General features: G+C 65.4%; 12 protein-coding genes. 7 read left to right on the plus strand and 5 right to left on the minus strand.

Going from position 1 to position 12,249, the window contains the following annotated elements:
• Positions 1–4 precede the first annotated feature (4 nt).
• Positions 5–1,036, minus strand: coding sequence for a TRAP transporter substrate-binding protein (locus tag QDT69_RS13335; protein WP_279706983.1), 1,032 nt, complete (start codon positions 1,034–1,036; stop codon positions 5–7).
• 158 nt (positions 1,037–1,194) lie between these two features.
• Between QDT69_RS13335 and QDT69_RS13340 the strand changes: the two genes are divergently transcribed.
• The gene (locus tag QDT69_RS13340; RefSeq protein ID WP_279706984.1) at positions 1,195–1,941 is read left to right on the plus strand and encodes a FadR/GntR family transcriptional regulator; all 747 of its coding nucleotides are present in this window, start codon (positions 1,195–1,197) and stop codon (positions 1,939–1,941) included.
• Positions 1,942–2,276: 335 nt separating this feature from the next.
• On the opposite strand, the gene QDT69_RS13345 is transcribed toward QDT69_RS13340, so the two are convergent.
• Positions 2,277–2,555, minus strand: coding sequence for a hypothetical protein (locus QDT69_RS13345; protein WP_279706985.1), 279 nt, complete (start codon positions 2,553–2,555; stop codon positions 2,277–2,279).
• 222 nt (positions 2,556–2,777) lie between these two features.
• On the opposite strand from QDT69_RS13345, the gene QDT69_RS13350 reads away from it, so the two are divergent.
• A complete protein-coding gene (locus QDT69_RS13350) occupies positions 2,778–3,509 on the plus strand; it encodes a cytochrome c biogenesis protein CcdA (protein WP_279706986.1) in 732 nt (243 codons plus the stop codon).
• A gap of 92 nt (positions 3,510–3,601) precedes the next feature.
• A complete protein-coding gene (locus QDT69_RS13355; protein ID WP_279706987.1) occupies positions 3,602–5,287 on the plus strand; it encodes a SulP family inorganic anion transporter in 1,686 nt (561 codons plus the stop codon).
• A gap of 116 nt (positions 5,288–5,403) precedes the next feature.
• Here QDT69_RS13355 and QDT69_RS13360 read toward each other — a convergent pair whose 3' ends face one another.
• Both QDT69_RS13360 and QDT69_RS13365 read right to left on the minus strand, forming a co-directional pair.
• Complete coding sequence (locus QDT69_RS13360) at positions 5,404–5,796, minus strand: hypothetical protein (RefSeq protein WP_279706988.1); 393 nt, start codon at positions 5,794–5,796, stop codon at positions 5,404–5,406.
• Between the two features lie 31 nt (positions 5,797–5,827).
• Positions 5,828–7,252 (minus strand): FAD-linked oxidase C-terminal domain-containing protein, encoded by a 1,425-nt coding sequence (locus QDT69_RS13365; RefSeq protein WP_279706989.1) that lies wholly within the window; start codon positions 7,250–7,252, stop codon positions 5,828–5,830.
• A gap of 160 nt (positions 7,253–7,412) precedes the next feature.
• On the opposite strand from QDT69_RS13365, the gene QDT69_RS13370 reads away from it, so the two are divergent.
• Positions 7,413–7,901 carry a thioesterase family protein gene (locus tag QDT69_RS13370; protein ID WP_279707124.1) on the plus strand — a complete coding sequence of 163 codons (489 nt, stop codon included), beginning with the start codon at positions 7,413–7,415 and terminating at the stop codon, positions 7,899–7,901.
• Positions 7,902–7,963: 62 nt separating this feature from the next.
• On the opposite strand, the gene QDT69_RS13375 is transcribed toward QDT69_RS13370, so the two are convergent.
• On the minus strand, positions 7,964–8,137 hold the full coding sequence (locus QDT69_RS13375; protein WP_279706990.1) for a DUF1328 domain-containing protein: 174 nt from the start codon (positions 8,135–8,137) through the stop codon (positions 7,964–7,966).
• Between the two features lie 281 nt (positions 8,138–8,418).
• Between QDT69_RS13375 and QDT69_RS13380 the strand changes: the two genes are divergently transcribed.
• From QDT69_RS13380 to QDT69_RS13390, 3 genes are all read left to right on the plus strand, one after another.
• Entirely contained in the window at positions 8,419–11,001 is a 2,583-nt protein-coding gene (locus tag QDT69_RS13380; RefSeq protein ID WP_279706991.1) for a UvrD-helicase domain-containing protein, read from the plus strand.
• Positions 11,002–11,064: 63 nt separating this feature from the next.
• Positions 11,065–11,478: a hypothetical protein gene (locus QDT69_RS13385; protein WP_279706992.1), complete on the plus strand. Its 414-nt coding sequence runs from the start codon at positions 11,065–11,067 to the stop codon at positions 11,476–11,478.
• Positions 11,475–12,146 (plus strand): OmpA family protein, encoded by a 672-nt coding sequence (locus QDT69_RS13390; protein WP_279706993.1) that lies wholly within the window; start codon positions 11,475–11,477, stop codon positions 12,144–12,146. The genes QDT69_RS13385 and QDT69_RS13390 overlap by 4 nt, the downstream gene beginning before the upstream one ends.
• Positions 12,147–12,249: the final 103 nt, after the last annotated feature.

Below are 12,249 nucleotides of genomic sequence, written 5' to 3' on the forward strand. Positions count from 1 at the left end.
GACCTCAGGCCTGGGTGGAACGGATCAGATCGACGACGGCCTTCGCCTCGGGCCGCGCCTTAATGAAATTGTCGGTCTGCGGCAGCACGCGCTTGCGGAACGCCTCCTTGTCGCATTCGACCACCGTCACGCCCTTCTCCGCCAGCGACGCCAGCGCCTCCTTCTCCACCGCGAGGCCGTGCGCGCGGGTCTCGGCCGCGGCCGTCTTCGCGGCATCAAGGAACCCCTCGCGCAGCTTGGGATCCATGCGGTTGAAGGTGGTGTCGCTGAAATAGACCGCGAGCGGCGAGAAGATATGCTGGGTCAGCGCGTAATTCTTCGACGTCTCGTAGAATTTGCTGGCGAGGATGGTCGGCGGATCATGCTCGAGACCGTCGAGCACACCGGCCTGCAGCGCCGTGTAGATCTCGCCGAACGCCAGCGGCGTCGCCGCCGCGCCCATCAGGCGCAGGCATTCGGTGATGATCGGGTTGGGCAGGGTGCGGATCTTCAGGCCGGCGAGATCTTCCGGTGTCTTCACCGGCTTCTTCGCCAGCACGCTGCGCGCGCCGAAATTATAGGCCCAGGCGATGATGCGGATATTGCCGCCTTTGAGCAGTGCATCCTCGATCGGCTTGGCGGCGCCGGCATCGAACGCCTTGGTCTGCTGCTGGTAGCTTGTGAAGAGGTAGCCGAGGTCGAACGTGCCGACCAGCGGCACGAGGTTCGCCGAGATCGACGAGCCCGAGACCATCAGGTCGATCACCCCGAGCTTCACCGAGTTGATGACGTCGATTTCCTGGCCGAGCTGGTTGTCGGGGAAGAAGGTGACCTCGATCTGCTCGCCGAGCCCGTTCGCCTTCAGGCTCTTGACCAGATTGTCGTAATAGACGCGGCCGTTGGCGTATTTGGCGTCGTTGGGAAGCGACGACGAGCACCGCATCTTCATGGTCGCAGCCTGCGCGCGGCCGATGATGGCGGGCGCTGCGGCAAGCCACGCCGCAGCAGTGACCGATGACCGCAAGACAATACGGCGGCTCACGCGCATCGACGTCATGATGATGCTCCTCCCCAGGAACGGATCGTTGTTGTGGCTGCGACGCTGGCTGGCGCGAGCTTGGCAGACTATTTGTCATAATGTATGACAAATGAAATGCGGTTGTGCAAGAGCGCGGCTCGGCGGCGGCGCAGGCACCAACCCCAGCGAGGCTTCCGATGTTCCAGACATCCAACGCGTTGCGCCGGAGCGTGCACAGCCAGGTCACCGACCGGGTCGGCAGCAGCATCGTGCGCGGCGAGATCGGCGTCGGCGAGACGCTGCCGCCGGAAATGCAGATCTGCGAGATGATGGATGTCAGCCGCACCGTGGTGCGCGAGGCGATCCGCACCCTGACCGGCAAGGGCCTGATCGAGTCGCGGCCCAAGAGCGGCACACGGGTGCGGCCGCCCGAGCAATGGAATCAGCTCGATCCGGACGTACTGCGCTGGCACCTCGAGACCGCGGAGATCGATCGCTACCTGGCCAAACTGTTCCAGCTGCGCTCCGCGGTCGAGCCGGCGGCGGCGGCGCTCGCGGCGATCCACGCCGGGGAACACGACATCGCGCGCATCCGCGCCGGCTGCGACGGCATGGACGCCGCCGCGACCAACGAGGACTTCGTCGCCGCCGACATCGCGTTCCACCAGGCGATCTATTTCGCGACCCGCAACGAGTTCTTCTGGCCGATCGCGCAAATGTTCGAGATCACCCTGCGCCAGAGTTTTACGATCGCCGCCCCCGGCTCGCACCGCCCGCGCGCGCTGCGCGAGCACCGCGCGGTGCTGGATGCGATCGTCGCCGGCGATGCCGAAGCGGCGCGCGAAGCGACGGTGGTGCTGTTGGCGCATTCCGCCGACGATCTGGTGCGGATTCGGGGGCGGGAATTCGAGACGCCGGCGGCGCGGGATAAGCGGAAGCGGTGATAAGCGCACCTGTCTCTCCACATCGTCGTCCCGGCGAAAGCCAGGCCCCCTACGCCGCGGCGGATGTTGCCGGTGGGACTCGTCGTTCCAGCATCGCGCAACTAGCAGCATTTGGGGTCATGGGTCCCGGCCTTCGCCGGGACGACAGTGAGGAGGGCTCTCGACTCAACATGTCAAACAACCGGTGTCATCACCGGCGAAAGCGGGTGATCCAGTATTCCAGAGACGGCAGTGCTTGAGCCGAGAGGCCTCGGCGTACTGGATCGCCCGGTCAAGCCGGGCGATGACAGTTGTGGTGTGGACGCAGGTTCGCACTCGACCGCGTCATTAGCTCTTCAGGACCTGCCAAACTTCCGGCCGACCAAAACGTGGGCGCCTTCGGCCTCGATCCACTCATCGTGCAATTCGCCCTCGGCAACGGAAAATACCTGCCCCGAGCGATAGGCGACGGGTTCGCCGGCTTGCCTGACAACGAAGGTTCCGGAGATCACCAGGCCGCGGATCTCGAAATGATGCCGGTGCCGTCCCTTGCCGGGCCGCGGATCAAGCTTCTGATGTTCGATGTCCTGGAAACCGTCGGTCTTCAATTGGCTTTCGAAATCGTGCTCGTTCATGCAGCTCTCCCGTGGATCGGCCGCGCAATCCGCGAACGATAGCGCCATTTTCCGCGAGCTGGCAAACCTTGGCCGCCTTTCACGCGCGGCGCCGTCGTGCCGTTCCCGCCGGTGCGCCGGACACGGGCCTGTGACCATAGTTGAAGGCTTTAGCGACGAAACTTCTGGATTGTTGGCGGCGTAGACGCCAAGACAGAACGGTTATTCTGCGAAGGTCCCTTGATGCACGACGTCTCGATACCGGCCGCCTTGATCGCCGGCCTAGTCAGCTTCCTGTCGCCCTGCGTGCTGCCGCTGGTGCCGCCCTATCTGATCTACCTGACCGGTGCGACCATCGAGCAGGTCAACCAGGACGGCGACACCGCCGCCTCCAAGCGCGCGGTGATGACGGCGGCGCTGATGTTCGTGCTCGGCTTCTCCACCGTGTTCGTCGCGCTCGGCGCCAGTGCGTCGTTTGTCGGCGGGCTGGTGCGGGCCTGGTCGGCCGAGCTCTCCATCCTCGCCGGCATCGTCATCATCATCATGGGCCTGCACTTCCTCGGCATCACCCGGATCGGCCTGTTGATGCGCGAGGGACGACTCACGGCGCCCAAGCCGGTCGGGCTGTGGGGCGCCTATGTCATGGGCCTCGCGTTCGCGTTCGGCTGGACGCCCTGCATCGGCCCGATCCTCGCCGCGATCCTTTCGATCGCAGCCGCGGAGGCCACCGTGACCAAGGGCGCAGGCCTGCTCGCGGTCTATTCCGCCGGGCTCGGCATCCCCTTCCTGCTCGCCGCCTTCATGGTCAAGCAGTTCTCTTCGCTGTTCGCACGGATGAAGCGCCATCTCGACACGGTCGAGCGCGTGATGGGCGTGCTGATGGTGGTCACCGGCATCGGCTTCCTGACCGGCGCGGTGTCCGGCGTCAGCGTCTGGCTGCTGGAGACCTTCCCGGCGCTGCAGAATATCGGCTGACTCTTCGCGCCTGCACACCCGCGTCCGCTGGCTTTTGGCCACGCGATGGCCGACTATTCCGGTCCCTTCGCCGCCAGATGAGTCGGAGACCGATGGCCCACCCCCCCGCGACGCGCGCCAGCTGGCCGATCTTCCGCTCGCTGGCCGGCTTTCAGCCGAGCAATTTGCCCGGAGATTTGATCGCAGGGCTGACCCTCGCCGCGATCGCGATCCCCGAGCAGATGGCGACCGCGCGGCTCGGCGGCTTCTCGCCGCAGATTGGCTTCTTCGCCTTCATGGCCGGCTCGCTCGGCTTTGCGATGCTCGGTGCCAACCGTTTCCTGTCCTGCGGCGCCGATTCCACCATCACGCCGATCTTCGCGGCCGGCCTGGCCCTGATGGCGACCGCAGGCTCGCCCGACTATCAGTCGCTGGCGATGGCCCTGGCGCTGATGGTCGGCGCGATCATGATCGCCGGCGGCCTGTTCAAGCTCGGCTGGATCGCCAATCTGCTGTCGACGCCGGTCACGGTCGGTTTCCTCGCCGGCATTTCCGTCCACATCCTGGTCTCGCAATTGCCCGGCGTGCTCGGCCTGACCACGCCGGACGGGCCGACGCTCTACAAGCTCGGGGTCCTCACCGAAAACATCGGCCAGACCAATGCCTACACGCTGGCGATCGGCCTTGGCGTATTGGCGCTGGTTGCCGGATCGGAGAAGATCAGCGCGCGGATTCCGGGCGCACTGATCGGCCTTGTCGTCGCCACCATCGCTGTCATCGCCGGCCATCTCGAAAGCAAGGGCGTCAAGGTGGTCGGCATCGTGCCCGGGTCGCTGCCAAAGCCATCGCTTCCGGACATCGCGCCGGAGCGATGGATCAAATTGCTGTCGCTGGCGATCCTGATCGCCATCGTCGTCATGGTGCAGACCGCGGCGACGACGCGCTCGTTTCTGTCAGATCCGGACAAGCCGGCCGATGTCGATCGCGACTTCCTCGGCGCCGGTGCCGGCAGCCTGCTCGCCGGCCTGTTCGGCGCTTTCCCCGTCAATGCCAGTCCGCCGCGGACCGGCATCGTGTCCGAAACCGGCGGACGCACGCAGCTCTCGGGACTGTTTGCTGCGGCCATCGTGCTCGCGCTGCTCGCCTTCGGCGCGACGCTGCTGCAGCACGTGCCCGACGCGGCGCTCGGCGGCGTGCTGCTGTTCGTGGCGTTGCGCATCATCCGCGTGAAGCAGATCATCACGATCTTCCGCCAGTCGTTCTATGAGTTCCTGCTGGTGGTGGCGACGGCAGCCGCGATCATCGTGCTGCCGATCGAGCAAGGCGTCGCCGTCGGCATCGCGCTGTCGCTGCTGCACGGCATCTGGACCACGACGCGGGGCCAGCTGGTGGAATTCGTCCATGTGCCCGGCACCACGATCTGGTGGCCGACGGGTCCGCACGTCGCCGGCGAGCGCAAGCCCGGAATTGCCGTCGTCGGCCTGCAGGCGCCGTTGTCATTCCTCAATGCGGAAGGGTTTCACGGCGGCGTGCTCAAGACCATCGGCCACGCAACGCCCAAGCCGAAACTGCTGGTGATCGAGGCCAGCGGCATGATCGAGATCGATTTCACGGCGGCACAGGCGCTGCGCGACCTGTTTCGCGAATGCCGCGACGACGGCGTGACGGTGGCGGTGGCGCGGCTCGAATCCTCCCGCGCGCAGGACGCATTCGAGCGGTTTGATCTCTACGATGTCCTGCAGAGGGACCACGTCTTCCGCAGCGTCGATGAAGCCGTCCGCACGCTGGGCCAGGGCTAGAGACTGACGAGGCCAGCGGTGCGTAGCCCGGATGAAGCGAAGCGTAATCCGGGACAGTCTATCAACACGCGATAGAACCCCGGATTGCGCTGCGCTCCATCCGGGCTACGGACCCCTCATCCCGCCTCTTGCTCCAGCGTCGGATGCTCCTTCAGCACCTCCGCCTTGATCGAGCCCGCATGGATGGCGCGGAACAGCGCCCGCCCCGTCTTGATGTTGTTGGCCTTCATGCACAGACTGACGATCTCGCGCACGGCGGAATCGCGCACCAGCTCGTCGGAGATCTTCATCGCGGTCTCCATCGCGACCTTGGCGGCGCGCTCGTAGCGATCGCGTTCGATCTGCTGGTTCTTCGCTGAACGCTTGTCGGGTGAGCCGACCGCCTCGGCGCAGCCGGCGGCATCGCGGCAGATCGCGCGGATCCTCTGCGCGGCCTCAATGTCGCCGAGCGGCTGCGCGACCGGAACGTCCCAGATATCCTTCCGCCTGGTCTTGTTGAACAACCACATCGCAAGGTCCGTGGCAGGAATATCCGACTGGTTAGACGGCGGGAACGATCTTTCCGGGATTGAAAATGTTCTGCGGATCGAGCGCCTGCTTCAGCGCCCGCATCGCGTCGAGCGCCTCGGGGCCGAGCTCGGCCTTCAGATATTTCTGCTTGCCCTGGCCGATGCCGTGCTCGCCGGTGCAGGTGCCGTCCATCGACTGCGCGCGCTCGACCAGGCGGTGCATGAACTCCTCGCCGCGCGCCATCTCGTCCTTGTCGTTGACGTCGCAGAGCAGCGAGCAGTGGAAATTGCCGTCGCCGACATGGCCGACGATCGGCGACAGCAGATTGAGCCGCTGCAGATCCTCTTCGGTCTCGGTCACGCAGTCGGCAAGCCGCGAGATCGGCACGCAGACGTCGGTGGCGACGACACCGATGCTGTCGCCGGGGCGCAGCGCCTTGACGGACCAGTAGGCGTCATGCCGGGCCTGCCACAGCTTGGTGCGGTCTTCCGGCTTGGTGGTCCAGGTGAAGTCGCCGCCGCCGCATTCGGCGGCGATGTCGCGGAAGTTCTTCGACTGCTCGGCGACCTCGACCTCGCTGCCATGGAATTCCAAGAGCAGCAGCGGCGTCTCCGGCAGCGACAGCTTGGAATAGCTGTTGCAGGCCTTGACCTGCGCGGCATTGAGCAGCTCAATCCGGGCGACCGGGATGCCGGTCTGGATCGCGAGGATCGTGGCCTGGCAGGCGCCGCGCACCGTGTCGAACGAGCAGGCGGCGGCCGCGATCGTGTCGGGAATGCCGCGCAGGCGGATGGTCAGTTCGGAAATGATGCCGAGCGTCCCCTCGGCGCCGACGAACAGATGCGTCAGATCGTAGCCGGCCGACGACTTCTTGGCGCGGGTGCCCGTCGTGATGATCTCGCCGTCGCCGCGCACCACTTTCAGCGCCAGCACGTTCTCGCGCATGGTGCCGTAGCGCACCGCGTTGGTGCCGGAGGCGCGGGTCGAGGTCATGCCGCCGAGCGAGGCATCGGCGCCGGGATCGATCGGGAAGAACAGGCCCTGGTCGCGCAGATGCTCGTTCAGCGCCTTCCGCGTTACGCCGGGCTGGATCACACAGTCGAGGTCCTCGGCATGCACCTCCAGCACCTTGTTCATGTCGCGCAGATCAATGCAGACGCCGCCCGCCGGCGCGTTGACCTGGCCCTCGAGCGAGGTTCCGGTCCCGAACGCGATGACGGGCACGCGGTTTGCCGCGCAAATCCGCACCACGTCCTGGATGTCGGCGGTTTCCTGCGCCATCACGACCGCGTCCGGCGGCTGGTTCGGCAGCCATGTGGTGGTATGGGCGTGCTGCTCGCGCACCGCCTGCGATGTGACGAGCCGGTTGCCGAACCGCGCCGCCAGCGCGTCGATCGCGCGCTTCAGGGCCTTCGGCTCAGGTCGCGTCACATTGCTCGAAATCGTTGTCGCCACGTCAATTTTCCTCCCGGCTTTAGCCGACCGTGGCAAAGCTTGTATAAGGGGTCAAGAGAGCCTGACTTGAAAAAGTGGTCGCGGGAGCCACAGAAAAGTTCATGCTCGCACGCCAACGAACCGGGGATGGAAGATGACGTCAGCGACTGCCACGAACGAGATGCCGCTTCCACCAGCCCCGTTCAAATCTTCCGTGATGCAGATCGACCCGCAATGGATTGACTATAACGGCCACCTCAACATGGCCTACTACAATGTGATGTTCGACCGCGCCATCGACGAGATGTGGCTGCAGCTCGGCATCGGGCCAGCCTACATGAAGGCGCGGCACTGCTCGACCTTTACTGCCGAGTGCCACGTCCGCTACATCAGGGAAATTCACCTCGGCGATCCCGTGCAGGTCTCGGTGTTCCTGCTCGGCGCCGACGAGAAGCGGCTGCATACATTCGAGGAGCTGCGCCATGCCACCGAGGGCTGGCTGTCCGCGACCTCGGAGAACCTCACGCTGCACATCGACATGGAGGCGCGCAAGGTGGCGCCGTTTCCGCCTGACATCCGCGCCCGCACCCGCGCCATCTTGGAAGGCTATGCGGGTGTGCCGCGTCCCGAGGGCATCGGCCGCAACGTGGCGATGCCCTCGAAGAAGTAACATTTCCAGCGAAGTGGCCGCCGGATCGCGTGAAGAAAACGCGTCAGAAGAAAGCCGCCTCGCTAGACCCTTGTGCGGCCGCGCACCAATCCGACCACCGCCGACACCAGGAACAGGATGATGGCGATGAAGAAGATCGCCTTGGCGATTTCGATCGAGGCGCCGGCGATGCCGCCAAAGCCCAAAATGCCCGCGATCAGGGCGATGACCAGGAATGTGACGACCCAGCTCAACATGATCAAACCTCTGCTTGGTTTCCTCGCGCCGCCTCTCGCCCGGCGCCATAGCTTGAGGAAACAAACCAGCAGCGAAACGCTGGTTCCTGAGCCCGAAACCGCGAAATTTTCGCCGATTTCAGGAACCAAGCTCGCGGTTGACTGCTGCCAAAACCGTTCCCGCCGCGCGGGATAAAACCTGTCAAAACGGCCGATCAGGTCCTATATGGCCTTCAATCCCTGTTAAGAAGGCTCCCCTTCACCGTCCCGCGGTGCCATCGTGGGGCCGAGACGATTCGCCAATGACCGAGCCGAGCAAATTGCCCCATCACGGCGTTCCCGAGCACCAGCCCGCGGCTGGCGGCATCGCCGCGCGTGCGCGGGCGGCCGCCGGTCCGCAATATCTCAACGGCCTCAACCCCGAGCAGCGCGAGGCGGTCGAGACGCTCGATGGTCCCGTGCTGGTGCTCGCCGGCGCCGGCACCGGCAAGACGCGGGTGCTGACCACGCGCATCGCGCATATCCTGAGCCAGGGCCGCGCGCGCCCGCAGGAAATCCTGTCGGTGACGTTCACCAACAAGGCGGCGCGCGAGATGAAGCTGCGGCTCGGCCAGATGCTGGGACAAGCGGTCGAGGGCATGCCGTGGCTCGGCACCTTCCACTCGATCGGCGGCCGCATCCTGCGCATCCATGCCGAGCTGGTGCAGCTCAAATCCAATTTCACGGTGCTCGACGTCGACGACCAGGTGCGGCTCTTGAAGCAGCTGCTGCAGGCCGAGAACATCGACGACAAGCGCTGGCCGGCGCGAATGCTGGCCGGACTGATCGACAGCTGGAAGAACCGCGGCCTGTCGCCCTCGCAGGTGCCGGCGGGCGAGGCCGCCTCGTTCGGCAACGGCAAGGGCGGCAAGATCTACGCGACCTATCAGGAGCGGCTGAAGATCCTCAACGCCGCCGATTTCGGCGACCTGCTGCTCGAGAACATCAGACTGTTCCGCGAAAATCCCGACGTGCTGCGGCAATACCAGAGCCGCTTCAAGTTCATCCTGGTCGACGAATATCAGGACACCAACGTCGCGCAGTATCTGTGGCTGCGGCTCTTGTCGCAGGCGCCGTCGCGGCCGGGCCGCGCGCTCGCCGACGTCATTCCGGGGCCAATCGACTCTCGCGTCATTCCGGGGCGCATCGAAGATGCGAACCCGGAATCCAGAGGTAAAGAGGACTCATCTCGAGATTCCGGGTTCGCGCCAAGCAGCGCGCCCCGGAATGACGGTGAACCTCAGGCTCCGCGAAACATCTGCTGCGTCGGCGACGACGACCAGTCGATCTATGGCTGGCGCGGCGCCGAGGTCGACAACATCCTGCGCTTCGAGCACGATTTCCCCGGAGCCAAGGTGATCCGCCTCGAGCGCAATTACCGCTCCACCGGTCACATCCTGGCCGCGGCCTCGCATCTGATCGCGCACAATGAGGGCCGGCTCGGCAAGACGCTGCGCACCGAGGATGTCGACGGCGAGAAAGTCACCGTCACCGGCTCCTGGGATTCGGAAGAGGAAGCGCGCGCGATCGGCGAGGAGCTCGAGGAGCTGCAGCGCGCCGGCGAGAACCTCAACGACGTCGCAATCCTGGTCCGCGCCTCGTTCCAGATGCGCGAGTTCGAAGACCGCTTCGTCACGCTCGGCCTGCCCTACCGCGTGATCGGCGGCCCCCGATTCTACGAGCGCGCCGAAATCCGCGATGCGCTGGCTTATTTGCGCACCATCAACTCGCCGGCCGACGATCTCGCCTTCGAGCGGATCGTCAACGTGCCGAAGCGCGGCCTTGGCGATGCCACCGTGCAGCTGCTGCACGACCATGCCCGCAAGCGCCGCATTCCGCTGTTCGAGGCGGCGCGCGCCGTGGTCGAGACCGACGAGCTGAAGCCGAAGGCACGCGGAAGCTTGCGCGATCTCGTGATGCAATTCGACCGCTGGCGTGCCCAGCGCGAGGTTACCTCTCACACCGAGCTCGCCGAGATCGTGCTCGACGAGAGCGGCTACACCGAGATGTGGCAAAAGGACCGCTCGGCCGACGCCGCGGGCCGGCTCGACAACCTCAAGGAACTGGTGCGGTCGATGGAGGAATTCGAGAACCTGCAAGGGTTTCTCGAGCATATCTCGCTGGTGATGGACCGCGATGGCGAGGCCGGCGACGAAGCCGTGTCGCTGATGACGCTGCATTCGGCGAAGGGCCTCGAATTCGACAACGTGTTCCTGCCGGGCTGGGAGGAAGGCCTGTTCCCGAGCCAGCGCACGCTGGACGAACAGGGTCGCGCCGGGCTCGAGGAAGAGCGCCGCCTCGCCCATGTCGGGCTGACCCGTGCCCGCCGCCGCGCCAAGATCTATTTCGCGACCAACCGTCGCATCCATGGCACCTGGTCGACCACGATTCCGTCGCGCTTCCTCGACGAGCTGCCGGCGCACAATGTCGAGATCACCGAATCCAAGGGCGGATCGGGCTGGGGCGGCAGCGGCGGCTACGGCGCCTCGCGCTTCGACAACCTCGAATCATTCGGCTCGAGCTATTCGACCCCCGGCTGGCAGCGCGCCCAGGCCAACCGCGGCCGCGGTGGCGGTGGCGGTGGCCGTAGCGGCGGCTTCGAGGAGCGGCAATCCTCCTTTTCGTCCGAAGGCTTCAGTCGCGCCAAGCGCGGTCCCATGGTGATCGAGGGCGAGCTGGTGGCGAAATCCACCGGCACGACGTCGGAATTTTCGCTGGACGATCGGGTGTTTCACCAGAAATTCGGCTACGGCCATGTGGTGAAGATCGACGGCAACAAGCTGACCATCGCCTTTGAAAAGGCCGGCGAGAAGAAGGTGGTCGACAGCTTTGTGGAGCGCGCGTGACAGAACAGCCTTCTCTGTTCGTAGCCCTTGACCCCAGTTGAATTCATGGGTTGAGATGGCTCCATGGTCCGGGGTGGGTTTTTCCTTTTTGTCGTCGCGCTCACTGCGCCGTCGCTGGCGGTCGCGGAGACGATCAGCTTTGGCGATTCCGCAGCGCAGCTCGCCAAGGCCTGCGGCGCCGACATCACCGCCAATTGCCGCGGCGTCAACCTCGACTCCAACCGTCTCAAGGAGTGCCTGTCGCGCAACCGCGACGTGATCTCGCCGCAGTGCAAGGAGAGCTACTTCTCCACCCTCGATGCGATCCAGAAGCGGATCGCGGCGCGCGTGACGGTTGCCAACGCATGCACCCGCGAGATCGTCAAGGTGTGCGGCGGCTCGACCAAGGAGACCAGCAAATCGGTGCCCTGCCTTGTCAGCGCCAAGGGCCTCAGCCGCAATTGCGCCCAGGCGATCAATGACGCGGGGTATCAATGATGCGCCGAGGCTTGCGCGATCTTGGCCTGCTCGGCACGCTGGCCCTGGTGGCGATGCCGCTCGCGCCGGCGCATGCGCAGACCGCCGTCACGCGCGATGACGTCATCGCCAAGTTGAACCATTTCGACACGGCCGCCGAGATCGACGTACCGGCGTTACGCCAGCAGGTTGCCGAACGATCGAAGTCGCGCTCGAAGAACGAGCCGCCTCCCTCGAAGCGGCCGCCGATCGCGCCCGACCTGAACAACCTGCCGGCGTTCAATGCCGACATCCAGTTCGACGTCGACACGCCGATCGTGCTGCCGGACTCCTACCAGACCGTCGGGCGCATCGCCGATGCGCTGACCCACTCCTCGCTGCTGCCGTACACCTTCCTGATCGTCGGTCACATCGAATCGACGGGCCGGCGCGAGAACAACGTGATCCTGAGCCAGCGGCGCGCCGACGCGATCCGCGACATCCTGGTCAACACCTTCAAGATTGCGCCCAAGCGCCTGCAGTCGGTCGGGCTCGGCGAGGAGCAGTTGCTCGACCCCGCCCGCCCCAACGCGCCGGCCAACAACCAGGTGCAGATCCTGCTGGTCGCGAAGGTCGCCGACGAGCCGCCCGCGCACTCCGCCCCGGCGGCGGCGGCCAAGAAGCCGACGAAACCGGCGAAGCGGCATTAGCGCGGCCTTTCCGCCACACCGCAGAACGATTTTTCTGCCCCGGCGGGTGATTGCAGAACGGAATATGCGTTCTTATCTGGGCTGAACCCGCATCACGCCCTCG

The sequence above is a fragment of the Bradyrhizobium sp. CER78 genome (genome assembly GCF_029846235.1).
In the GTDB taxonomy this organism is placed as follows: domain Bacteria; phylum Pseudomonadota; class Alphaproteobacteria; order Rhizobiales; family Xanthobacteraceae; genus Bradyrhizobium.